This is a genomic window from Novosphingobium terrae, from assembly GCF_017163935.1.
In the GTDB taxonomy this organism is placed as follows: Bacteria; Pseudomonadota; Alphaproteobacteria; order Sphingomonadales; family Sphingomonadaceae; genus Novosphingobium; species Novosphingobium terrae.
Genome location: NZ_JABVZR010000002.1, coordinates 1,312,024 through 1,335,322, shown reverse-complemented (window position 1 = coordinate 1,335,322; position 23,299 = coordinate 1,312,024). Strand labels below are relative to the sequence as shown.

Here is a 23,299-nt window from a genome sequence, read left to right as displayed (position 1 = left end):
CGGCTTACTGGCCGCCCATGATCTTGATGAGGTCTGCAAGCGCCTGCCCGCTGGGCAAGGGCTGGCGGCTGGTCAGCTTGGCCGTTGCATCGTCCCACACCAGCTCGGCCTTGCGGCCGTCCTTGCCGGCGCGATAGCCATTGGTGGTGCCATCGTCGTCATAGAGCGTGAACGTCGCATTGGCGCCGGGGTAGACGCGGATGCTGTCCAGCGCCTGCTTGCTGGCGGTGCTGTCCACCTGCACGCCGATGGGCACGATGGAACCGGCGCGCACGAAGACCGGAATATGCTCGATCGGCGCGTCGGCCTCGATGGTCTGGCCGCCTTCATAGCGGCGGTTGGTCCAGTAATCGTACCAGGCCGTACCGGCGGGCAGATAGACCGACTTCTTCGTCTGCCCCTGCTCGGTGACGGGCGCCACCAGGAAGGCCTTGCCCAGCATATATTGGTCGCCCACGGTGGCCGCCTTGGGGTCCTTGGGGAAATCCATGAAGAGCGCGCGCATGAAGGGCGCGCCGCTTTCATAGGTCTGGCGGCCCTGCGCATAGAGATAAGGGATCAGCGCATAGCGCAAGCGCAGATTGTCAGCGAGGATCGGCTCGGCGGCCTTGCCATATTGCCACAGGGCCGTGCCGGGGCGCTGGCCGTGGATGCGCAGCGTGGGCGAAAAAACGCTGTATTCGAACCAGCGCACGAACAGCTCGGGATAGTCGGTGTAATCCGCCGCCATCGCCGTCGCGCCCGCCGGGTCGACCAGCAGCGGATGCTCGGCCTTGGGGCCGCTGGGCCACTGCCAGCCACCGATATCGCTGCCCCAATAGGCCAGACCCGAGGCGGTGAAGTTCAGACCGGCAGGCACCTGACGCTTGAGCGCCTCCCACGTCGAATGAACGTCGGACGACCAGAACAGCCCGCCGGTGCGCTGCGAGCCGAGATAGGCCGCGCGCGACAGGATCAGATTACGGAAATCGGGCCGGTCATGCGCCGAACCCTTGGCCACGCCCTCGGTATGCAGTAGCGGGAAGAGGTTGTGATAGCGGTCGCCCGAGCCGATGGAATAGAAGGAGCCATCGGGCACCAGATCGGGCTCGGTCTCGTCCAGCCAGAACCAGTCGAAGCCCTGGCTGGCGATGTTGTCGCGCAGCTCGCCCCAGAACCAGTTGCGGGCCTCCGGGTTGGTGCTGTCGATCAGCGCCCCGGCGCGGTCGGCGCGGACGGGCAGGCCGTCCACCGCATGGCCGTCCTTGTCCTTGAGCAGCCAGCCCTTGGCCGAAAGCATATCGAAATAGCGCGATTCCCGCTCGAAACGCGGCCAGACGCTGATGATCGAGCGCATGCCCATCGCTTTGAGCTGATCGTTCATGCCCTTGGGATCGGGGAAATAGGTGCGGTCGATATCCAGCTGGCCCATGCGCGACCAGTAAAACCAGTCGAGCACCATCACATCGAGCGGCAGCTTGCGCTGGCGATAGCCCTGCGCAATGTCGAGCAGCTCCTTCTGCGTCTCGTAGCGCGCCTTGCTCTGGATCAGGCCGAAGGCGGCCTTGGGCGGCAGCGGCGTGGTGCCGGTGAGCTTCGCATAGCCGGCGTAGAGATCGTCGCTGCTGTTGCCGGTGATGACGAAAAACGAAACCCGCTCACCCACCTGCGACTGGAAATGCGTGGCTCCATGCAGGCCCGGCGTCACCAGCGTGCGCGCCGGATTGTCCCACACGATGCCCCAGACCTTGCCGTCGCCCTTGTTCGTAATCATGAAGGGCACGCAGACGGTCTCGCCCGCGGGGGCGTCGTAATTATGGGCGCAATCGATCTGGCGGCCCTTGAGGTCGAAGATGCCCTCCTGATTCTGGCCCAGACCGTAGTAATGCTCGCCCGGGGCGGCATCGAAGCTGGCGCCGACCTTGAAGGTCTTCTCGCCATTGACGGTGACGGGGGCCATCTCCCAGCCGCTCATGCGCGCCAGCAGGCCGCCATCCGCGCCCTTGATCGAGAGGCTGACCGGCGGCAGCGAGGGCGCGAAATAGCGCTCCATCATGGTGGGCGCGGGGGGATAGGGCTTGGCATCGACCGTCAGCGTCAGCCCGGAGGAAGCAAAGACATCGCCCGAGGCATCCGCATGATGCGTCCAACCGGCAGCGTCAGGTTTGGCATTGGGGCCCTCACCGGGCGCAGCGCTGGCCAGCGCGGGATCGAGCGCGATGGTCACGCGCACGATGTTGGGCGCATAGGGCTCCACCGCGACGCGGCTGCCGTTGCGGTCGAGCAGCGCCATCGGCTCGGCCAGAGCGTTGGTCGCGCTCAGCGCCATCCATGACAGGCCCAGAGCAAGAAGGCCCTTGCGCGCCAGGCCACCGAATTTTGCCGGACGGGCTGGCGCCCAAGAAGCAGGCACAACGGCGTCGAATGAGTGATCCACCAAGAAGCATCCTCTGCAATGTAGTGATAGTCGCGCCGAAACTCGGGTTTCGATCAGCAAGAGCTATTAGTCGGTCTATTGGTATCGCTATCAAATATCTCTGTCGAGGCAAGAAGGGCTAAAGTCCCGGGTCTTCGCACCCTCAGACCAGCCCACGCCCCTCGATCCGCAGGCCCGGCACCGGCAGGCCGTTCCCGCCCGCAGGCAGGGTCAGGCGCAGTCCATCCTCGTCCTGCACAAAGCGCAGCGGGCCGCCGCCGTTCAGCGTCACATGCTCGATCACACCGCCGCTCGCACGGCGACCGAGGCAGGCGATGCGTGCCTCACCCTCGGGCCAGTCCAGCAGGAAGAGGTTCAGCCCGCCGCCGCTCGCCGTGATGCGGATATCCTGAGCGGTGTAGGGCTTCATCTCCGCCTCGCTCTGCATGCCCTTGGGCGGCACATTGGGGCCCTCGCCGAACACACGCCATGGCCGCGTGCCATAAATGCCCGCGCCATTGACCGCGAACCAGCGCCCGAGATCGGCGAGAATGCCCATCTCCTGCTCGTCATGCGTGCCATTGGCCCGCAGCGGCACGGAGAGCAGCAGACAGCCGTTCTTGGCCACCACATCGCACAGACGCTGCAGCACCTGCTTGGCGCTTTTATAACCTTTGCGCTCGGCCAGCGGGCGGTCGTAGAACCAGCTGCCGATGCAGGTGTCGGTCTGCCAAGGCTGGGGGCGGATGGCATCGGCAAAGCCGCGCTCCACATCCTCAGTAATGCCCTGCCGCTGGAACGGCGTGAGCTGCTTGCCGGTCAGCACCACATCGGGCGAGCCATGCCAGCTGATAGCGCGGTTGTAATAGTCGGCGGCAGCGGCGATTCCCGCCTGCCCCAGCGGCAGGTTGTAATCGTCAAAATAGACGAGATCGGGCCGGTATTTGGCCACCAGATCCTGCTGCCGCGCCAGCCATTTCGCGGCATAGGCCGCCCCGCGCGACCCTGGCGGCACAGCTTCGCTCCACACGCCATCATGCGCGGTGTGCCAGTCATTCATCGCCTTGATCGAGGTGAGGCCATCGGGCGCGGCATACCATGGGCCGTTGTACAGCTCCTGCGGGTCGAGGCCTTCCCACCATGTGCCCGCACCATGCTCCTTGCGCAGATGCCAGGCGTCATAGCGCTGGCCCTGCATGGGGCCCTCGGCATCATAGCCATAGGCGGTCTGCCACCAGTGCCAGCTGTGCGAGGCGTGGTTGGAGACGCCAAACCGCAAACCCGCACCGCGCGCGGCCTTCTCCCAGCCGCCGACAATATCGCGGCGGGGGCCGACACGCAGCGTGTTCCACGCGTGATGCGCGCTGTCGAAGGTGTCGAGATTGTCGTGATGGCAGGCCAGCGCCATGAAATAGCGCGCGCCCGCCTTCTTGTAGAGATCGATCAGCGTCTCGGGCTCCCAGGCCTGCGCCTTCCAGAGATTCTCGATCTCCATAAAGCCGGCGCGCGTGGGATGGCCGTAATGCTTGAGGTGATGTTCGTAGAAAGGATCGCCCTGCACATACATCAGGCGCCCGTACCAGTCGCCGAATTCGGGCACGGCCTGAGCGCCCCAATGCGCCCAGATGCCGAATTTGGCATCGCGGAACCAGTCCGGCATGCGCCATGAGGCGGCCAGAGAGGCCCAGCTGGGCTGCACCTTGCGCATGGCACCGGCAGCCCCGGCATGCGAGGCCACCAGCGCGGTCGCGGCGGCAGCGGCCGAGCCCATCAATCCGCGGCGGTCGAACATGGCTGCATCCTCTCCTTTACCGGCCTGCCTGCAATGGCGTGCCCGGGCCGGGGCCTCGTATCACCTATGATAGAAGATTTCACTAGTGAATGTTAGCGCTACGATTTATCCTTGCCAAACCTGCGCGACAGGCGGAGATCGAGCGCCAACCTCCGCCTGCACCATGATAGTCCGCTGCCAATATTGGCGGCGTGAATTTACGACTCTGCCACGCCTGATCCCGAGTCCTGCACAAGCTTTTCCAACTGTTCGAGTTGCTCTCCCCAACCGCCGGTGCTGCCCGAAGCAATCGCCTCATCGAGCGCTTCTTTCGAGGGATAGAGATCACGCACGACAACCAGCGTCTCACCATCCTGATCTTCAAAGGTGACGGTGGTGACAGCGCCCTCTTCATCCCCTTCATCATTGGTCCACACGATACGGGCGCCGGGAACGACCTCAATATAGCGGCCAAAGAACGCCATGGGTTGATCCGATGAGGCATGCCCCATCACCAGGCGATAGGTGCCGCCGGTGCGGACATCGGCCTCATAGGAGATGATGGTCACGCAAAAGGACGCCGGGGCCCACCATTTCGGGAACAGCGCCGGATCGGCCCAGGCCTTGAAGACCAGCCGCGATGGCCCCTTGACCTTGCGCGTCACGACCAGCTCGCAGTCAGACACCCGCTCCACCGTCACGCCGGTGGTGTTGCTCTCATTCAGTGCCATTCTATGCCTCCTTGCGCTGTAAGTCTTCGACCAGCCTGTCCAGTGCCGAGAAACGGGCCTCCCACAGCGCCCGCTGCTGCTGCATCCACGCCGCCTCGGCCTCCAGCGTGTAGCGGCCCAGCTTGCACATACGCACCCGCCCGACCTTCTCGGTCATGACAAGACCCGCCTGCTCCAGCACGCTGACGTGCTTTTTCATGCCGGTGAGGGTCATCTGAAACCCCTCGGCAAGGGTGGAAATCGAGGCGTCTGCCTGCCCGAGTCGTTCGAGAATGCCACGCCTTGTCGCGTCCGAAAGGGCGGCAAAGGAGGCATCGAGGTGAGTGGCGCTATACTGAACCATCAAGTTCAGTATAGCGCCACTCACCAGAGATTCGCAAGGGAGGCTTTCAAGACCGGCAGACCACGGACCTATGGGACAAGGGATGGTCCAGAAACGTTGAGCGCCGCCTCCTTCCGCAAGAAAGATATCCTGTAAGCGAAGACATTCATCCGCCATCAGCCAATGAATTCAGGTCATCCGGGGTGATGGATCTTCATATCGAACGGCTGCGCTGTTCAAACGCGACGCACCACCACATCGCCATCGAACAGACCGTTCATGACGATTGTCAAAATCTGAAAAACCTGCCGGAAAGTCAGGCCACAGTCTTCAAAAAGCTCTGGGCAGCCAGCGCAACCTGCGTGCGATTACGCACATTCAGCTTGCGCATCAGCAAGGTCATATGCGCCTTCACGGTCTTTTCGGCGATTCCCAGATCGAAAGCGATCTGCTTGTTCAGCAGCCCGGACCGCACCCCCTGCATCACCTTCATCTGCGTGGGCGTCAACCGGACAGGAGACGCGGAGCCGCCACTTGTGCCCTCACCGCTCACTTGCTGCATCACTCTACCCTCCTGTTATCATGTCCGCTCGCCCGGTTTTCCGGCAAGCCCTTCTTTTCACGCCATGCAGGCCCCGCCCGGCCATGAATCATCGGGCAAGAGTGCATAAGGCAGTTGGACAGATCTTGAATATTCCGACGCAGTTCCGGCGTCAACGGTTGTTTTTTGTTTTGTTAGCCCTATCATCTGTTATACAGGTTTTTGAGACGATAAAACCAGGGGTGACGCAAAAGCGCACCGGGAAGAGGACAGAACTGTGATCGCCAGCCAGCCATCATCGGCGCCCGGGCAGGGCCGACCTCCATCGCGGGAGACCCGGCGATGAGTGAGGATATGCGACTGATCCTGTCGGCGGTGCTGGGCATTGCCGCGGCCATCACGCTGATCGTCAAGGCGCGCTTTCATCCCTTTCTGGCGCTGCTGTGCGGCGCCTTTCTGATCGGCCTGCTGACGGGGCTGGCGCCGGGCGATCTGGCCCATGCGGTGGAGAAGGGCGCGGGCGATGTGCTGGGCGGCACAGGGCTGGTCGTGGCGCTGGGCCTGTCGCTGGGCGCCATGCTGCAACTCTCCAACGGCGCAGAGGCCGTGGCGCAGGCCGGTCTGCGGCTGAGCGGACCGCGCGCCGCGCCATGGATGAGCATGGCCGTGGCCCTGCTGCTTGGTCTGCCGCTGTTCTTCGAAACCGGGCTGGTGCTGCTGCTGCCGATCGTGGCCGCCGCCGCTGACGGGCTGCGCGGCGGCAAGGACGCGTCCGACATGCGCATGCGCCTGATGCTGCCCGCGCTGGCCGGCCTCTCGACGCTGCATGCGCTGGTGCCCCCTCACCCCGGCCCCTTGCTGGCCGTTACCGCGCTGCATGCCAATCTCGGGCTGACGATGTTCTACGGCCTGCTGGTCGGCCTGCCCACGGCGATTGTCGCGGGGCCGCTGCTGGCCAGCATCATCGCACGGCATGTGCGCCCCACAGCCCCGGTGATCGGCAAGGCCGAACCTCTGGTGCAGGCGCCGGGCCTCAGCGCCTCGCTGATCGCCGTGCTGCTGCCGGTGGTGCTGATCGCGCTGGGTCAGGTCAAGGCGCTGGTGCCCCCCGCCATGGCAACGCATCTGGGCTGGACAGGGCTGGTCAGCAACCCCGTCTTCGCGCTGGTGCTGGCCAATCTGGCGGCCATGCCGCTGCTGTTCGGGCGGCGCATGTGCGAGGCGCCCGTGCAGGGCGCCATCTGGACCGAAGCGATGAAACCGGCCGGCGCCATCATTCTGGCGATTGGCGCGGGCGGCGCGCTGAAGCAGGTGCTGGTGACGGCCGGGCTTGCCGATTTCCTCGCCCATCTGGCCTCGCAAGGCGGCATCCCCGCCATTCCGATGGCCTGGATGACCGCCGTCTGCATCCGCCTCGCAACCGGTTCGGCCACCGTGGCCACCATCACCGCCGCCGGCATCATGCCTGCCGTGGTCACCGCCACGGGCGCCTCGCCGGAATGGACGGTGCTGGCGATCGGCGCCGGGTCGATCTTCTTTTCCCATGTCAACGATCCGGGCTTCTGGCTGGTGCGCAGCTATCTGGGCACCAGCACACCCGATACATTTCGCAGCTGGTCCGCCATGGAAACGGTCGTCTCGGTTGTCGCACTGGCTTTCGTTCTGGCAGGCAGCTATCTGCTGTGATCCGGGAGGGAACAATGCAGGAAGGTCGATTGGCCGATCGGGCCTATGCAGGCATCATCGAAATCATCAATGCCGAGGATCTGGAGATCGGCAACCGCTTGCCCTCAGAGGCGCGGCTGGCCGAGATGTTCGGCATTTCGCGCACCATGGTGCGCGAAGCGCTGGTAAGACTGGCCTCTGACGGCATCACCGAGGCGCGGCGCGGCGCGGGCTCCTTCGTCAAGCGGCGGCCCTCGATGCGGCTGGGTTCGCATATGCAGATGATGGACCTGTCGGCCACCATGGGCAGTTACGAGGTGCGCTTCGTGCTGGAGGCGGAAGCGGCGCGGCTGGCCGCGATGCGCCGCTCGGTCGAGCAGATGAGCGCCATCCAGCGCGCCATGGACAATCTGCGCGCGGCGCTGATCTCCACCGGCCCGGCCCATATCGAGGACATGCTGCTGCATCGCTCCATCGTGCTGGCCACAGCCAATCCGGTGTTCCTCTCCTGCTTCGATCATATGCATGAGGAGGTGGACCGCATCATGCGCGCGGGCGTCGACATCTCCCGCTCCCGCGCGACGGATGCGATCGGCGCCATGCTCAGCGAGCATGAGATGATCGTCGAGGCGATCAAGGTGCAGGATGGCGATGGCGCCGCGCTGGCGATGCGCTGGCATCTGTCGCAGGGGCGCAAGCGGCTGATGCCCTGAAATCGGGCCGAAAATCCGGGACGAAAATCCGGGACCTTGGTCCCGCATGTTCTGCCCTCAGACCTCGCCTATCAACGGCGCATAGCCATAGGAGATGATGCGTGAGGTTCAGACATGCCCTGCTGCTGGGATCGGGCCTCGGCCTGCTGGCATGCCCCTTGACCGCCATGGCCGCGACGGCAGCGGCAGACAGGCCGATGCTGGCCGTGGCGCCCGCCGACCCTGCCACGATCACCGTGCGGGGCGTGGGCGACGGCAAGGCGGATGACACCGCCGCGATCCAGCAGGCGCTCGATACCGCTGCTCAGAAAGGCGAAGGCATCGTCTTCCTGCCAGCGGGGCGCTATCGCATCACCCGCTCGCTGTTTGTCTGGCCGGGCCTGCGCCTGTTCGGCACCGGTGAGCGGCGCCCCGAACTGGTGCTGGCCGACAACACGCCCGGCTTCCAGAAGGGCGTCGCCACCATGGTCATCTTCGCCGGGCGCGAGCCCAAGGCACCACAAGGCCCGGCAGGCAAGGTGCCCTTCCCGCCGCCCGATGCCGTGCCGTTCAACCCTGCCATCGCCGATGCCAACCCCGGCACCTTCTATTCGGCGATGGAGGGCATCGATATCGCCATCGGTGCGGGCAATCCGGCCGCGGTGGGCGTGCGCTTTCACGCGGCGCAGCATGCCTATCTGCGGCATATGGACTTCCATGTGGGCTCGGGACTGGCAGGGCTCTATCAGGTGGCCAACAGCTGTCAGGATTTGCGCTTCTTCGGCGGGCGCTATGGCATTCTGACCGAGAAGCCCTCGCCCGCATGGCAGTTCACCTTGCTGGACTCCAGCTTCAGCGGCCAACGCGATGCCGCCATCCGCGAGCATGAGGCCAGCCTGACGCTGGTCAATGTGGCGATGCGCGACGTGCCCATCGGGATCGACATCGACAAGGGCTATGGCGACTGGCTGTGGGGCAAGGATGTGCGCTTCGAGAATGTCTCGAAGGCGGGCGTACTGATCTCCAACGAGGACAACGCCTACACCCAGATCGGCTTCGACAATGCCTTGGCCAGCGGCACGCCGACCTTCGCGCGCTTCCGCGACAGTGGCAAGGCCGTGGCAGGCGCTGGCCCGGCCTATCGGGTGAAAGAGTTCACCTACGGCCTGACTCTGGCCGGGCTGGGCACGATGGGCACCTATCAGACGCGGATGGATCAGGCGCGCATTGCTGCCCTGCCGCCGCGCCGGGCTCCAGCCATCCGCGCTTTGCCCGCAGCGAAAGAGTGGGTCGATGTCCGCTCGCTGGGCGTGAAAGGCGATGGCACCAGCGACGACACCGCCGCTCTGCAACGCGCCATTGATACGCATCGCGTGCTCTATCTGCCAACCGGGCGCTATGCCGTGACGGACACGCTGCATCTCAAGCCCGATACGGTGCTGATCGGCCTGCATCCCGACCTCACCCAGATCGTGCTGCCCGATGGCACGGCAGGTTTTCAGGGCATTGGCACGCCCCGCGCGTTGATCGAGAGCGCCAAGGGCGGCGAGGCCGTGATCACCGGCCTTGGCCTGTTCACCGGCGGGATCAACATGCGCGCCACTGCCCTGCTGTGGAAGGCGGGTGCCGGATCGCTGGTCGAGGATGTGAAATTCCAGGGCGGCCATGGCACGCGGCTAGCGGATGGCTCACGCTTCGATCCCTATGACGCCACGCATAGCGCCGACCCGGACCCGCGCAAACGCTGGGGCGGACAATATCCCAGCCTGTGGGTCACCGATGGCGGCGGCGGCACCTTCAGCGACCTCTGGACGCCGGACACCTATGCCCGCGCGGGCATGTATGTCTCGGACACGCAGACGCCCGGCCATGTCTATGAAATGTCGAGCGAGCATCACGTTCAGACCGAATTCGCGCTGAACAATGTCGCCAATTGGGAGTTCCTTGCCCCCCAGACCGAGGAAGAAAGCGGCGAAAGTCAGGAGGCCGTATCCTTCGACATTCGCAACGCCCATGATATTCTGATCGCCAATCTGCACGCCTATCGCGTGACACGCACGGTCAGGCCCGCGCTGACGGCGGTGCGTCTGCAAAATTCAGGCAACATCCGCTTCCGCAATGTGCATGTGAATGCCGAGAGCGGGCTGGGCACCTGCGATGAGAACGGCTGCGCCACAAGGCTGCGCGCCAGCAAGTTCCCCTTCGAGAATGCGATTGTCGACGTGACGCATCGGCTGGAGATGCGCGAGCGCGAATTTGCCGTGCTGGATGTGCCCGCCAATCCCGCTGCGCCCGCAACCTCCACCAGCGTGACCAGGCTGGCTGGCGATTTCTACGCGGCGGCGGGCGGGGTGGTGGATGCGCGGGGCAAGCTCTATTTCGTCGATCACCACAGCCACCGCATTCATGGCTGGAGCGAGGCCGAGGGCCTGACTGTCGAGCGCGATGACCCGCTCGACCCGGTGAATCTGACCATCGACCGGGCGGGCAATCTGATCGTGCTGTCCTCCTATGGGCGCAATGGCACGGTCTATGCCTTCAAGCCGGGGACGCCTGACACGGAGTTGACGGTGATCCCGCCCACGCCCACCGCGCCGCATGACGGCGCGGTGACCGCCCTGCCGGTCAACCTCTGGAACAACGGCGAGTTCAAGGATCAGTACGATCCGGCCACCGACCATTTCACCACTTTGGCCGACATGTTCGCGCGCGATATGGCCGCGCCCAAGGCGCAGGAGTATGTCTCGCCCGATGGCAGCCTGGTGTTGCCCGCCTTCCGCATGTTCCAGCAGGGGCCGTCCGATCATCGCGGCTGGCGCTTTGGCGATACGATGGATGCTTACGGCTTCGTCACCGCGCGGGCCGGAAAACGCGTGTTCCTGAGCAATGAATCCGAGGACAAGACCTATTCCGGTCTGGTGGGCGCGGGCGGCAGCGTGACCGATCTCAAGCCCTTTGCCAATCGCGGCGGAGAAAGTGTGGCAGTGGATGCTCAGGGCCGGGTCTATGTCGCCAATGGGCAAGTCTTCGTCTATGATCATGATGGCAAGGAGCAAAGCCGTATCGATGTGCCGGAGCGCCCGCTGCAACTTCTGCTGGGTGGGGCCGATCACCGCACGCTTTACATCCTGACCCAGCATTCGCTCTATTCGACGAAAATCTGACACAGCAGTTTTCAGGCACCAAAAAGGGCGTTTCCACTTCACGGTGGAAACGCCCTTTTCTTGTCAAACGCGCCTGACAGTAACCGCTTCCCCGCAAGGAAGCGATCACCTTTTGACGTCAGAAATTATAACGCACGCCAAAGCGATACATGCGCCCGATCACATCATAGAGCTGCGGATTGACGTCGACGCCGGTGTTCGTCTGCGGCGATCCGGCGGGATCATGGTTGAACAGATTGTCCACCTTCACATAGGCCGTCAGCTTCTTGGTGATATTGTAGGTGCCGCCAATATCGATGTAGAGCGCACCGGGCATGCGGTTGTAATCGACCGTCGGATGATTGACCGTGGAAACCGGGCAATTGGTCTGGCAGACGATGTATTCATTGTTGAACACACCCGCGCTGAACCAGCGCTGGGTCAGGGTCAGGCTGAACTTGTCCGTGTCCCAGCTTTCCGTGGCCAGCACCTTCCAATGCGGCGTGGCGCCCGCATTCACCCCGGCGCCTTGCGTCGGGATCGTGCCCGGCAGGCCGGTATCCGTGATGAAATTGCGCACATTGGTGCCCAGCGCGCGCAAGGTCAGGCTGCCCGGCACCTTCACACTATCGAGATTGAAGCGATAGCTCGCCTCGATGTCGAAGCCGTCCGTGAAGATCGAGGCCAGATTGAAGGACTGCACATTGGCATAAGGCGTGGCGGCGTTGAGGTTGAAGGCGCTGCACAATTGCGTCACCCCCGCCGAGCAATAGTTGATCTCCTGCTGCGCGGTCAGGGAGGAGATCACCCCGGTCATCTTGATACGATAGTAATCGAACGACAGGTTGAGCCCCGGCGCCCAATGCGGGCGCGACAGCACGATGCCCGCTTCAGTGTTGCGCGCGATTTCCGGCTTCAGCGCCGTGTTGCCGATGGTGTTCTGCTGGATCGTCACCGCCTGATTGTTGGCCGGATTGGTGACGCCGGGCACCGTCACAGTGATCGGCGCGGCATAGAGTTCGCTGAGGTTGGGTGCGCGCACATCGCGCGATGTCACGGCACGCAGGCGGATGCCGTCGATCGGCGTTTGCCAGGTGCCGCCGATCTTCCAGGTGTAGACCGTACCCGAAGTGCTGTAATGCGTGCCGCGCCCGGCCAGATTCAGGTTGGCCTTGCCCAGCTTGGCACTGTCGAACAGCGGCGCGTTGACTTCGAGGAAGCCCTCGTAAACGTCATATTTTCCGGTGCCATTGTGATAATTGCCCGCATACCAATTGTTGCCCGCCGTATTCAGCAGCGGATCGGCAGGATAGGCCGAGGTATTGGGATCGTCTGCGGTAACGCCATTGCCATAGGGGTCGCCGTTGACCTTGTAATATTCGTGCCGGTATTCACCACCGAAAGCGATCGACACCGGGCCCGCCGGCAGCGAGAAGGGCTGGCCATTGATGGCAAGGCTGACCACATCCTGGGTCTGGCGCGTGTGTTGATAGGGCCCATTGGCTGGCGTGATATAGGCCAGCGTGGCCGCACTGGGCGTCGCCCCGCCAAAGATGTTGAGCGGCTGGCATCCGGCGGCCACCGCCACCGCGCTGGCACAGGTGATCGTGCCATCGGGCTGACGCACCGCCTGGATCGCGGCATTGTAGCGGTTGGTCAGCGTCATGTTGCTGACGTGGATGTCGGTGATGTTCTCGCCATGCTCGTAATAGCCGTCATAGGACCAGTTGGTCCCCAGCACATCCAGCTTGCCCTTGGCACCGACCACACCGCGGATCTGGCGGCGCACCGGATTGACGTTGATGAAGTCCGGCAGCACCGCATTGCTCAACCCGTAGCTGAAGCTGGTGATGCCGGCATTCGCACACATCGTCTGCACCGAGGCGGGCACGAAGGGGTTGGAGCATTGCATCGTCAGGCCGGTCTTGGCCGCGCCCGGGTTGGGCGTGTTGTTGGAGGCGACGCGTGAAACGTTCAACGTGCCATAGATCTCATTGTTCGAATCCACGTCGAAACCGATCCGGCCATAGCCGTCCCAGCGCGTGATCTCCGACTGCAGGCTGGTGCCAATGCCGACATTGCCCGACAGATCGCCACCCACGCAGAAGCCGCTGTAGCAGCCCGAGACATTGCCCGCCGCATTCTTCGCCGGAACCCCGCCCGAGCCATAGTTGAAGTTGAAGGGATTGCCATTCTTGTCAAAGGCGATGCCCTGCAGCGGCCCCGCCGAGATCAGACCATATTTGGTGTATTGATAGGCCTGAACATGCTGGCGATAGAGATATTGCGGCGAGCCGTCATTGGTGACGCCCCGGTTGATCAGCGTGTCGGAGCGATACCAGTTGCGCCCGTCGGGGCCTGAATCGCCAAAGCCTGCGGCAGGGATGCCGTCCTCATGGCTGTATTCGCCGCTGACCACCACATGCAGGCGCCCATCGAGGAAGCTTTTGCCCGCCGCGGCCTGGAAGGTGTAATTGCCATCGTCGCCATAGGTGGTGAGACCGCCCTGCACATTGGCCTTGAAGCCTTCGAAATGGGTCTTGGTGATGAAGTTCACCACGCCGCCCACCGCGTCCGAGCCATAGGAGGCCGAAGCGCCGCCCGTCACCACATCGACGCGCTCGATCAGCAATTGCGGGAACAGGCTGACATCGGGCACGCCCGTCACATTGGCGCCCACCACGCGCTGGCCGTCAATCAGCGTCAGCGTGCGGATGGTACCCAGGCCGCGCAGGCTAAAGGAGCTGAGGCCCTGCGTGCCGCTCGACGTGCTGTTGGTGCCCACGGTGGCGCCGGTGCTGCCCTGCAAGGAGGGCAATTGCGCGATGGTGGTGAAGACGTTGGGCTGCGCATTCTTGGCGATGGCTGCCGAACTGAGCACCTGCGTGGGCGTGGGCGCGCTGAAGCCGCTGCTGGTGATGCGCGAACCCGTCACGATGATATCGGCTGGCGAGGATGGGGCGGCAGCGGGCGCGGGCGTGTCCGGCGCCTGAACCGGCGGCGCATCGGTGTTCTGTGCCAGCGCCGGAGTGGCCAGCATCAGCGCGATCAGCGCCCCGCCCGTCGCCAGCATGGCGCGACACCGCAGGCCATGGGTTGTGTGATATCTCCGGATCGTCATGTTGTATTCCCCCACTTATGGTTTTGCCCGTTTGATTTTGAGCGTCAGTTTATTGGCCCTTCACGGCGTAAAGCGCGTGATGTGTCAGGATAAAAAGCGTGTGGTTGCCTTCACCGCCAAACAGGATCTGCAGCGGGCGTTCGGGCACATCGATGCGGCCCAGATCCTTGCCGTCACGGTCGAAGACGAAGACTTGCCCATTGGCAACATAGACCCGGCCCTGAGCATCCACCGCCACGCTTTCCCCGCCGCGATTGGCAAAGGGCTTGAGATCGGTGACGCTGCCGCCTGAACCCACCAGACCGGAATAGGTCTTGTCCTCGGACTCATTGGTCAGGAACACCCGTTCTCCGGCCCGTGCCGTGACAAGGCCATGGGCATCGAGCGTATCGGAAAAACGCCAGCCCAGATGATCGGGCGAGCCTTGCTGGAAGACGCGGAAGGCGGGCAGCACCAGGCTGCCATCGGGCGAGACATACTCCCGCGCCTTGGGCGCGGCCATGTCGCGTTTGAACATTTCGGCCAGCGTGGTGAAATGGTCGTTGGCGGGATCATATTGATCCTTGAACTCGCCATTGTTCCAGAGGTTGACCGGCAGCAGCGTTTGCGCATCGGGATGAGCGGCGGCGGGCGTCGATGCGATCAGTTTGATCGCGCCATCCTGCGTACCGGGACGGAAGCTGTAGACCCCCGCCTCGGCTCCCAGCGAGGAGAGCACCATCAGATCGCCATTCCGGGCGACTGCCAGATTAACCGGGTCGACGGGATTGTCCCGCACCACGCCCAGTCCGGCTTTTTCGGCCCAGCTGTAAATCCGCTGAAAACGGTGATCGACGAAATAAAGCGTGCCATCAGCAGCCACCGCCGCGCCCGAAATCGACCAGAAGCCGTCTTCCAGCTTCTCCACCTTCGCGCCGGTTGGGAAGCTGGAGGATAAGGGCCGCGCCGGATCGGCGGGCACATCGAGCACCGCGAATTCCCTTTCGCGCGTTTCGATCTTGTGAGTCGTATCGACGATGCTGTTTTCGAAGGGGAATTTGCTGGCGCGCAGATAGGTGCCGCAGCCATTGCTGTCGCAGGTGGCATAGCCGCTTTCGGCGTTCACATGCACATTGCGGAAGCGGATGTCTGCCGAATTGTAGAGCTTCACCGCCATGGGCGCGGGCTTGAAATTGCGCGTCACACGATAGGCGTGGTAATTGGCGACGAGGATCTGCCGCGAATTGCGGATTTCCAGCGAGACGGCATCGCCGCCCTCGCCCACTTCCTGCTCGGTCTGCGGGGCCAGAAACTCCCAGTTTTCCACGCCGTCCAGCACGATTTCATTGCGCACATGATGTTCGTTGGAAAATTCATAGACATGGCCGGGCGTCTTCGTGTTCGAGACATAGAGCCCGTTCTGCGCCTGCGTGTTGGGCGCCCAGATCGCGGCGAAGGTGCCGCCGCCACCATCGGTGACCCACAGGCCGGGATATTGCGCGTCCCAATGATTGCTCGCCACCGGATCGCCGCCCGGGCGGCTGTAAAAGTCCAGCGGCTTGCCATCGGCGATGAAGGTGCCGCCACCGCCCTGAATTTTCACATCGTCGATCTGGGAACTGGCTCCGGCCTTCCACAGCACCGGCGTCACACGCGGATTGACCCTGCCGCCAAAAATACCAAGGCCGAAGAGCATGTTATCGCCGCCCTTGGGCGCCTCAACCATCGGCAGCGGCCCGCCAAGCCCGGCATAGTTGGGTGCATTGTCAGGCAAGGCGATCTGGGTCAGGCTGGGATGCAGGCCGATCAGCACCGTATCGGGCTTCAGATGCAGCGTGTTGCTAATCATGTAGAAGCCGACCGGAAAATAAAGCACGCGATGGCCGTCAATGGCGCGCTGCAGAGCGGCGGTGTCGTCGCTCTTGCCGTCGCCCTTCACGCCCAGCCTGCGGACATCGACCCATTCCTTCGTTGCGGGCAGCGCACGGATGGCCGGAGCCCGGCGCGGCGGCAGGGCCGCGATGCGCGCCTGATCCATCCGCGTCTGATAGGTGCCCATGGCGCCCTGCCCGGCCAGAGTCAGGCCGTAAGTGAACTCCTTTACCCGATAGGCCGGACCAGCGCCCGCAACCGCCTTGCCGCTGTCACGGAAGCGGGCGAAGGTCGGCGTGCCGCTGGCCAAGGCATTCTCGAAGCCGATCTGGGTGTAGGCATTGTCTTCGTTGGAGATCACCACCCCCGCTTTCGAGACATTCTCGAACCGGACATCCTTGCCCCACAGCCAGTCGCCATAGCCCTGATCAATGTCGATCCCCACCGGCACGTCGCGCATGGAGACATTGACCAGAGTCAGCCCCGCCTCATGCTCGCGAATGGCGGCGTCACGCTGGCCGCTGAAGCTGGAATCGAGCAAGGTGAACTGCCAGGCGGGCGAGGTCTTTTCCGAAACGATGCCATAGCGCCCGCCGAAAAAGCGCAGATCCTCGCACTCATTCCCGGCCTGATAGATGCCCGCAAAACCCGAGCCGATGTGGAAATCCATATGCGAAAGAAACGCATGCTGCGCCACGCGGAAGCGCACGCCCGCCGCCGCCGGATTGCCCGCGCCGATCTCGATGTCGATGTTGCTCATCGCCGAATAGAAGGTCGCGGAATTGGCGTCGCGCACCTTGTCGCTGAAGGGCACCGCGCTGGGCACCGGCTCGGGGACCTTGCCGACATCATACTGGTCGCCGCCCGTGAAGACGACCATCGTGCCCACGCCCTGCTGGAAACCGGGCGTGTTGTCGCCCAGCACCAGCACCGGGCGGGTGGCGCCCACGCCGAAGATGCGCACACCCTGCGGCACCAGGATCGAGCGCGTCAGGCGATAACGGCCCGAGGGCAGGAACACGATCCCCTCGCCCGTTGCCCCGCGCGATGCGGCAATGGCCTGCTGGATGGCGGCGGTGTCGTCGGCCTTGCCGTCGCCCGCGCCTTTCACGGTGACGGCGCGGGGGTCCTGCGGAGCGCTGCTCCATGCCGAAGGCGCCGCGGCGGCCCAGGCAGGCTGCGCGCCACAAACACAGATCATCGTGAGTGCCAACCAGCCCCTGTGCATGCCCAGCCCTTTTTATGTGAGCGATACCATCAAGGTCCGCTCGTTGAGAGAGGCGATGTTAGGGGAGTCTGCCGGGCACAACAGCAGGGACCAAGGTCCCAGTAGTTGGCCGCTGCAAGGGAGCGGTAAAACCATGGAATCTGATCGCATCATGGCATGTTGCGCCCCGGCGAAGGGGCCGCAGCGATCGCAGGCTTGAGTTGAAGGGAAGACAACAGGTGCGGGGCAATCTTGAGACAGGCCTTGTGCCGCCGCTGGCCATCTCCGTGATGGGGGTGAGCGGCAGCGGCAAATCGACGCTCGGCGCCTTGCTGGCCCGGCAGCTGGGCTGCGCCTTTCTGGAAGGCGACAGTTTTCACTCCGCGCAGAATGTGGAGAAGATGCGCCATGGCACCCCTTTGACGGATGCCGATCGCTGGCCCTGGCTGGACCATCTGGGGGCGGCCATGCATGAGGAGGTTGATCGGCAGGGGCTGGTTGTGGCGGCCTGTTCGGCCTTGCGGCGCGCCTATCGCGAAAGGCTGGCGGCCAGTTCGCACCAGCCGATGGTCTTCATTCTGCTGAACACCACGGCGGCCGAGCTGACGCGACGGCTGGAAAACCGCCCCGGCCATTATATGCCGCCAAGCCTGCTCAGCAGCCAATTGGCCACGCTGGAAGTGCCCGAGGCGGATGAAAAGGCGCTCATCCTCGACGCCAATACCGCGCCCGACGATCTGAGCCGTCAGGTGATGGCATGGCTGACGTCTTGTCAAAAGGCCGACACATCGGGCCCGGGACGGCTTTTGCCATAAGCACTGGCCTCCGGTCATCGGATCGCTTTGTACACGATCCGCACCCGAAGCCTGTTGCTTGGGCTGCTATGTTGCTGCGAAACCGATTGAAGCATTGCGCCTGAGGCTATCCCGTGGTGAGGTTGCCGCCCCTCCCCGGCTCCACGCCACAGCACAGGACTTCGCCCGGTTTCCTTCATGTCCTTCAGCCTGCCCCGTACCGCCACCGCGCCTTTCTGCCCCACCGAGACGCAAGGCACCGTGCCTGTGCCCGGCGGCCTGCCCTGGTGGCGCAAGGCGCTGGTCTCTGCCGGACCGGGCCTGCTGGTGGCCGTCGGCTATATGGACCCGGGCAATTGGGCGACCGACATCGAGGCAGGCTCTCGCCTCGGTTACGGGCTGCTTTTCGTGGTGCTGCTGTGCGGTTTGGGGGCGATGCTGCTGCAATGGCTGTCCATGCGCCTTGGCATCGTGGGGCGGCGCGATCTGGCCCAGATGGCGCGCGAGCATTACAATCGGCCCGTCTGCCTCGCCCTGTGGCTGATGGCGGAGCTGGCGATCATCGCTACCGATATTGCCGAGGTGCTGGGCTCGGCTCTGGCCTTCAACCTGCTGCTGGGCGTGCCGCTGTGGGTCGGCGTGCTGCTCACGGCGCTGGATATGCTGATCGTGCTGGGGCTGAAGGGACACGGCTTCCGGCAGCTGGAAGCCATTGTGCTGGGGTTGATCACCACCATCGCCGCCTGCTTTGCCGTGGAGCTGGTGATGGTTCAGCCCAGCGCCGCCGCCATCCTGCATGGCGCGGTGCCCCGCCTCTCGGTGCTGCATCAGCCGCATGCGCTTTATCTGGCCATCGGCATTCTGGGCGCGACGGTGATGCCGCATAACCTCTATCTGCACAGCTCGGTGGTGCAGACCCGCCAGTCGCGATCCGATGCAGCCTCCATGCGCGAGGGGCTGCGCTTTGCGACGCTGGACATTGTGATCGCTTTGCTGCTGGCCACGCTGGTCAATGGCGCGATCCTGATCCTGGCGGCGGCCTCCTTCCATGCCCATGGCTTTGCGCAGGTGGCCGAGATCGAGGATGCCTACCATCTGCTGGAGCCGATCACCGGCGCGAGCGGGGCTGCCCTGCTGTTCGGCATCGCCCTCTTCGCCTCGGGCCAGAGCGCCACTTTCACCGGGACGGTGGCCGGGCAGGTGGTGCTGGAAGGCTTTCTCAAGCTGACCATTCCCTGCTGGCAGCGCCGGGTGATCACGCGTGTGCTGGCGATCATTCCGGCGCTGATCGGCCTGCTGTGGCTGGGCGAGCATGCTGTGGGCCGCCTGCTGGTGCTGACGCAGGTGGTGCTGTCGCTGCAGCTGCCCTTCGCGATCTATCCGCTGATCCGCTTCACCAGCGATCGCGCGATCATGGGGGTCTTTGCCAATGGCTGGGCGGTGAAGGCTGCGGCATGGGCACTGTTTGCCCTGATCGCCATGGCCAATCTGTGGTTTGTGATGGAATGGGCGCTGTAGGTAGCGCATCGTTTCTGCGCGATGCATATGTCCGTTGTCGCATCGCTTTTCGCGCGATGCTTTGGATGCTTTGTAAGACCATCATCGGGTCCATAAGACCCACCCCATACTTTCATATAATTGTCGACTCAGGCGCCCGGTGGCACACAGGGCTCATCGATACCCCGTCGATAGCGTCGGCCCTCCCCCCCGGGCCGACAGACCCCAGAGCATTATGCATGTGGTCCAAACCTGGCCGGGCGGTGTCCCCCCATCCCAACCGCCCGGCCATTTTTCTCACGGCGCATAGCCCCGCCTATGGGGTCGGGTTCACGCTATCCAGGATCGTCAGCTGGCGGCCGCGACCATCATCTCCCACGCTCGATTGGGTGATCAGGATCGTCGAGCCGGTGTGCAATTCCGCCTTCACCGCCTCATAGAAGGGGCGCGGCAGTTTCAGCCGGTTGATCGTCGCCTCATCCAGCGCGCGCCCGGCATCCTCATCATGGCCCGGCAGGCCCACATAGATCCAGCGCGGCTTGCCGCCGACCATCGTCAGCGTCACCACATGCGAGCCGGGATCATCATCGTTGATCTGCGCTACGCTGCGCCCGATCTCGATGCCGTTGCGCAGCACCACCACCCGCTGGTCCAGCTTGGAGACGATGATCGTCAAAGGCCCGCTCGGCGCCAGTTGGGGCTGCCAGACGAAATCACCGGCATCCAGCATCTGCTGCGGCAGCGGCTTGCCCGCCAGATCCATCGGCGCCAGCAGGCTAGAATCGCTGGTGCGCTCATGGTTGATGGCATCGCCCTGCACCACCACCGTCACGCCGAGCCTGGTGATCGCGAAAAGCTCCTGAGAGAAGCCATAGGGCAGATGGACGCAGCCATGGCTCTCGGGATAGCCCGGCAGGCCCCCGGCATGCAGCGCCACCCCGTCCCAGGTCAGCCGCTCCTGATAGGGCATGGCGGCATTGTTGTAGGTGCTGGAGCGGTGCTTGGCGTCCTTTTGCAGGATGGTGAACACGCCGGTCGGCGTCTCATGCCCCTCCTTGCCGGAGGAGATGGTGCTGATCCCGATCCGCACCCCGTTGCGATAGACGGTGGCGCGCTGGCGCGAGAGATCGACATAGATCAGGATCGGCCCGGAGGGCGCAATCCGCGAGGCCCAGACCCATTGCCCCGGTTTCAGCTGATCGGCGGCGCGCGCCAGCTCCGGCACGGAACTGACCTTTTCCCCCTGCGCCATCGCCGGGCCGCCCCAGACCACCGCCATCAGCGCGCATAATGCCAGCCTGCCCTTCATTCGCATTCTCCCTCAACCGGCGACCAGTCGCGGAAACACCGCGCTCACCCCCGCCACGATCATACCCACCGAAATCGCCAGCAAAATGAGCCCCATCAAACGGGTGGTGATCACCCGCATCGTCTCGCTCATCAGCCTGCCGATCTGCGCGGAAAAGAACAGCACCACAAAGAGCAGCAGCAGAATGCTGCCGACGATCGCCCAGACCTCCAGCATGTCGCGCGTGGTCTGGGCATGGGCGGCATAGAGGATCAGCGTGGTGATCGTGCCCGGCCCCACCACCATGGGAAAGGTCAGCGGATAGAAGGCCATGGCGGAAAGATCACCCATATGCCCCCGCTCCTGATCGCTGCCATGGTGCGAGGACATGCCGGTGCCATCCAGCATCGACCAGGCGATATGCGCCAGCACCGCACCGCCAGCGATGCGGAACTGATCGACGGTGATCCCGAAAAAGGCGATGATCGCGCTGCCCGACAGCATGATGACCACACTCATCACCGCCGCGAAAACCGTGACCTTGAGCGCCAGCGCCCGCTGCTCGGCAGGGGTGCGGCTGGCGGTGAGCGCCAGAAAGATCGGCAGGTTGATAAAGGGGTTCATGACTGCGAAAAACGCGCCGAAGGCCTTTGCAAGTTCTGCCTGATCCATAATCCTCGCGATACTCCTGAATGCTTCGGGCCGAAAGCCTTGCGACACAAGGCCCCTGCCACGCCATCGTCAAACGCCCCATCGCCCTGCTTGTTCTTGGTGCCTGTTCTTGCACGATAGTGGGCTGCGGCCGATCCGAAGCTGTCTGTTTGGCCTTATTTCATTTCAGTCCCCATTCAGCCGCAAAGGCGCCCTGTGCGGCTATGGCGCCATAGGGATAGGGGCCACCTGACCCGCTCGCAAGGGCATGGGATGGAGGATCGAGATGAAACGGATCTTGGCACTGGCCGCGCTCGGCCTTGCCTGTGGCTCGGCGGGCATGGCATCGCCCGCTATGGCGCAGGTTTCTTTCAACATCAGCGTCAACCTTATGCCCCCGGCGCTGCCCGTCTATGACCAGCCGCCCATTCCGGGGCCTGATTATATCTGGATTCCGGGCACATGGGCCTGGGACGACTATGTTCAGGACTATTACTGGATTCCCGGCACATGGGTTCTGGCACCAAGACCCGGCCTGCTGTGGACGCCCTCCTGGTGGGGCTGGCAGGATGGTGCCTATCTGTACCATCCCGGCTATTGGGGCCCGCATGTCGGCTTCTATGGCGGCGTGGCCTATGGCTTCGGCTATACGGGTTCGGGCTATCAGGGGGCCTATTGGAACGGCGGCCATGTGTTCTACAACCGCTCGGTCACCAACATCACCAATGTTCATGTGACCAATGTCTACAACAAAACGGTCATTGTGAACCGGATCACCAATGTCAGCTACAATGGCGGGCCGGGCGGGATACAGGCGCGGCCATCGATGGTCGAGCAGGCGGCCATGCGCGAGCAGCATATCGCCCCGACGATGATCCAGCAGCAGCATGTGCAGGCCGCACGCAGCAACCGGCAGTTCTTCGCCACGAGCAACCACGGCAGCCCGCCGGTCGCCGCCGCGGCGAGGCCGGGCCAGTTTGGCGGGCCGGGGATCGTTCGCCCCCGTCAGGCCCAGCCCTATCACCCTGCCCAGCCGCCCGCGCAAGCCGGGGGACCTCGCCCCGGAGCGCCGGGCATGATGCCGCATCCCGCAACGCCCGGTAACCCGGTGCGCCCATCGGCGATGAGTGCGCCACCCTCGCCCGGCATGAGCCATCCGCCAGCGGGCTTTGCGCCGACAGCCGGGCCGCGCGCGCCGCGCAATCCCCAGTATGGCGCCACGCCACGCCCCAATGCTGCTGTGCCTGAGTATCGCGAGGTTCCGCAGAAGCCCATGCCGCAGGGCGCGGTGCGCTATGATCAGGGCTCACAGATGCCCTATCAGCCTCACGCAGCGCCCGTGCGGATGGAGAGGCCGGACAGCATGCCGGCCACGCCGCGCCCCGTGCCGCAGCCTGCCCATGCGCCGACGCCGCCAAGGCCACCGCAGATGCCCCATGCCATGCCGCCTCACCCGATGCCGCATCCCATGCCGCAGCCGCCTCGCCCGGCGGCGCCGCGTCCGCAGGGAGGGCATCCCCCTGCTCCGCCACATCATGAGGAGCATCGCTAAAGCTGACGCCTCCCGACCGGCCCAGGACCGGTCGGGAGGACAGGATCGGGGCGATACCGAGGCTGCCTGCTGCGGCCC

General features: G+C 64.0%; 15 protein-coding genes. 6 read left to right on the top strand and 9 right to left on the bottom strand.

What is annotated here, in order from left to right; all coding sequences use genetic code 11:
• Positions 1 to 4: 4 nt before the first annotated feature.
• The 5 genes from HGK27_RS24075 to HGK27_RS24055 form a co-directional block, all read right to left on the bottom strand.
• Entirely contained in the window at positions 5 to 2,308 is a 2,304-nt protein-coding gene (locus HGK27_RS24075; RefSeq protein ID WP_206245532.1) for a glycoside hydrolase family 31 protein, read from the bottom strand.
• A 250-nt stretch (positions 2,309 to 2,558) separates the two neighbouring features.
• The gene (locus HGK27_RS24070) at positions 2,559 to 4,187 is read right to left on the bottom strand and encodes an alpha-L-fucosidase (RefSeq protein WP_206245403.1); all 1,629 of its coding nucleotides are present in this window, start codon (positions 4,185 to 4,187) and stop codon (positions 2,559 to 2,561) included.
• 197 nt (positions 4,188 to 4,384) lie between these two features.
• Positions 4,385 to 4,897 carry an SRPBCC domain-containing protein gene (locus HGK27_RS24065; protein ID WP_206245402.1) on the bottom strand — a complete coding sequence of 171 codons (513 nt, stop codon included), beginning with the start codon at positions 4,895 to 4,897 and terminating at the stop codon, positions 4,385 to 4,387.
• 1 nt (position 4,898) lies between these two features.
• On the bottom strand, positions 4,899 to 5,240 hold the full coding sequence (locus HGK27_RS24060) for an ArsR/SmtB family transcription factor (protein WP_206245401.1): 342 nt from the start codon (positions 5,238 to 5,240) through the stop codon (positions 4,899 to 4,901).
• A gap of 295 nt (positions 5,241 to 5,535) precedes the next feature.
• The gene (locus HGK27_RS24055) at positions 5,536 to 5,781 is read right to left on the bottom strand and encodes a helix-turn-helix domain-containing protein (protein ID WP_206245531.1); all 246 of its coding nucleotides are present in this window, start codon (positions 5,779 to 5,781) and stop codon (positions 5,536 to 5,538) included.
• 321 nt (positions 5,782 to 6,102) lie between these two features.
• Here HGK27_RS24055 and HGK27_RS24050 point away from each other — a divergent pair, with 321 nt between their 5' ends.
• The 3 genes from HGK27_RS24050 to HGK27_RS24040 all read left to right on the top strand — a co-directional run bounded on the left by HGK27_RS24050 (position 6,103) and on the right by HGK27_RS24040 (position 11,281).
• Positions 6,103 to 7,446, top strand: coding sequence for a GntT/GntP/DsdX family permease (locus HGK27_RS24050; protein WP_206245400.1), 1,344 nt, complete (start codon positions 6,103 to 6,105; stop codon positions 7,444 to 7,446).
• A gap of 14 nt (positions 7,447 to 7,460) precedes the next feature.
• Positions 7,461 to 8,138 carry a FadR/GntR family transcriptional regulator gene (locus HGK27_RS24045; protein WP_206245399.1) on the top strand — a complete coding sequence of 226 codons (678 nt, stop codon included), beginning with the start codon at positions 7,461 to 7,463 and terminating at the stop codon, positions 8,136 to 8,138.
• A gap of 167 nt (positions 8,139 to 8,305) precedes the next feature.
• Positions 8,306 to 11,281, top strand: coding sequence for a glycosyl hydrolase family 28-related protein (locus HGK27_RS24040; RefSeq protein WP_206245530.1), 2,976 nt, complete (start codon positions 8,306 to 8,308; stop codon positions 11,279 to 11,281).
• Between the two features lie 118 nt (positions 11,282 to 11,399).
• Here the strand turns inward: HGK27_RS24040 and HGK27_RS24035 are convergent, their stop codons facing one another.
• Positions 11,400 to 14,381, bottom strand: a complete 2,982-nt coding sequence (locus HGK27_RS24035) for a TonB-dependent receptor plug domain-containing protein (protein ID WP_241127822.1) — start codon at positions 14,379 to 14,381, stop codon at positions 11,400 to 11,402.
• A gap of 49 nt (positions 14,382 to 14,430) precedes the next feature.
• Positions 14,431 to 17,433 carry a glycosyl hydrolase family 28-related protein gene (locus HGK27_RS24030; RefSeq protein ID WP_206245398.1) on the bottom strand — a complete coding sequence of 1,001 codons (3,003 nt, stop codon included), beginning with the start codon at positions 17,431 to 17,433 and terminating at the stop codon, positions 14,431 to 14,433.
• Between the two features lie 296 nt (positions 17,434 to 17,729).
• Here HGK27_RS24030 and HGK27_RS24025 point away from each other — a divergent pair, with 296 nt between their 5' ends.
• Both HGK27_RS24025 and HGK27_RS24020 read left to right on the top strand, forming a co-directional pair.
• Complete coding sequence (locus HGK27_RS24025) at positions 17,730 to 18,254, top strand: gluconokinase (protein WP_206245528.1); 525 nt, start codon at positions 17,730 to 17,732, stop codon at positions 18,252 to 18,254.
• A gap of 177 nt (positions 18,255 to 18,431) precedes the next feature.
• A complete protein-coding gene (locus HGK27_RS24020; RefSeq protein ID WP_206245397.1) occupies positions 18,432 to 19,751 on the top strand; it encodes an Nramp family divalent metal transporter in 1,320 nt (439 codons plus the stop codon).
• 295 nt (positions 19,752 to 20,046) lie between these two features.
• Here the strand turns inward: HGK27_RS24020 and HGK27_RS24015 are convergent, their stop codons facing one another.
• Positions 20,047 to 21,039 carry a L,D-transpeptidase family protein gene (locus HGK27_RS24015; RefSeq protein ID WP_241127821.1) on the bottom strand — a complete coding sequence of 331 codons (993 nt, stop codon included), beginning with the start codon at positions 21,037 to 21,039 and terminating at the stop codon, positions 20,047 to 20,049.
• 12 nt (positions 21,040 to 21,051) lie between these two features.
• On the bottom strand, positions 21,052 to 21,690 hold the full coding sequence (locus HGK27_RS24010) for a MarC family protein (RefSeq protein ID WP_206245395.1): 639 nt from the start codon (positions 21,688 to 21,690) through the stop codon (positions 21,052 to 21,054).
• Between the two features lie 265 nt (positions 21,691 to 21,955).
• Between HGK27_RS24010 and HGK27_RS24005 the strand changes: the two genes are divergently transcribed.
• Positions 21,956 to 23,221, top strand: coding sequence for a YXWGXW repeat-containing protein (locus HGK27_RS24005; RefSeq protein ID WP_206245394.1), 1,266 nt, complete (start codon positions 21,956 to 21,958; stop codon positions 23,219 to 23,221).
• Positions 23,222 to 23,299: the final 78 nt, after the last annotated feature.

Coding starts and splice junctions, on each gene's coding strand:
- HGK27_RS24075 (WP_206245532.1), bottom strand. CDS start 2,308: ATGGCGCTGAGCGCGACCAACGCTCTGGCCGAGCCGATGGCGCTGCTC.
- HGK27_RS24070 (WP_206245403.1), bottom strand. CDS start 4,187: ATGTTCGACCGCCGCGGATTGATGGGCTCGGCCGCTGCCGCCGCGACC.
- HGK27_RS24065 (WP_206245402.1), bottom strand. CDS start 4,897: ATGGCACTGAATGAGAGCAACACCACCGGCGTGACGGTGGAGCGGGTG.
- HGK27_RS24060 (WP_206245401.1), bottom strand. CDS start 5,240: ATGGTTCAGTATAGCGCCACTCACCTCGATGCCTCCTTTGCCGCCCTT.
- HGK27_RS24055 (WP_206245531.1), bottom strand. CDS start 5,781: ATGCAGCAAGTGAGCGGTGAGGGCACAAGTGGCGGCTCCGCGTCTCCT.
- HGK27_RS24050 (WP_206245400.1), top strand. CDS start 6,103: ATGAGTGAGGATATGCGACTGATCCTGTCGGCGGTGCTGGGCATTGCC.
- HGK27_RS24045 (WP_206245399.1), top strand. CDS start 7,461: ATGCAGGAAGGTCGATTGGCCGATCGGGCCTATGCAGGCATCATCGAA.
- HGK27_RS24040 (WP_206245530.1), top strand. CDS start 8,306: ATGGCCGCGACGGCAGCGGCAGACAGGCCGATGCTGGCCGTGGCGCCC.
- HGK27_RS24035 (WP_241127822.1), bottom strand. CDS start 14,381: ATGACGATCCGGAGATATCACACAACCCATGGCCTGCGGTGTCGCGCC.
- HGK27_RS24030 (WP_206245398.1), bottom strand. CDS start 17,433: ATGATCTGTGTTTGTGGCGCGCAGCCTGCCTGGGCCGCCGCGGCGCCT.
- HGK27_RS24025 (WP_206245528.1), top strand. CDS start 17,730: ATGGGGGTGAGCGGCAGCGGCAAATCGACGCTCGGCGCCTTGCTGGCC.
- HGK27_RS24020 (WP_206245397.1), top strand. CDS start 18,432: ATGTCCTTCAGCCTGCCCCGTACCGCCACCGCGCCTTTCTGCCCCACC.
- HGK27_RS24015 (WP_241127821.1), bottom strand. CDS start 21,039: ATGAAGGGCAGGCTGGCATTATGCGCGCTGATGGCGGTGGTCTGGGGC.
- HGK27_RS24010 (WP_206245395.1), bottom strand. CDS start 21,690: ATGGATCAGGCAGAACTTGCAAAGGCCTTCGGCGCGTTTTTCGCAGTC.
- HGK27_RS24005 (WP_206245394.1), top strand. CDS start 21,956: ATGAAACGGATCTTGGCACTGGCCGCGCTCGGCCTTGCCTGTGGCTCG.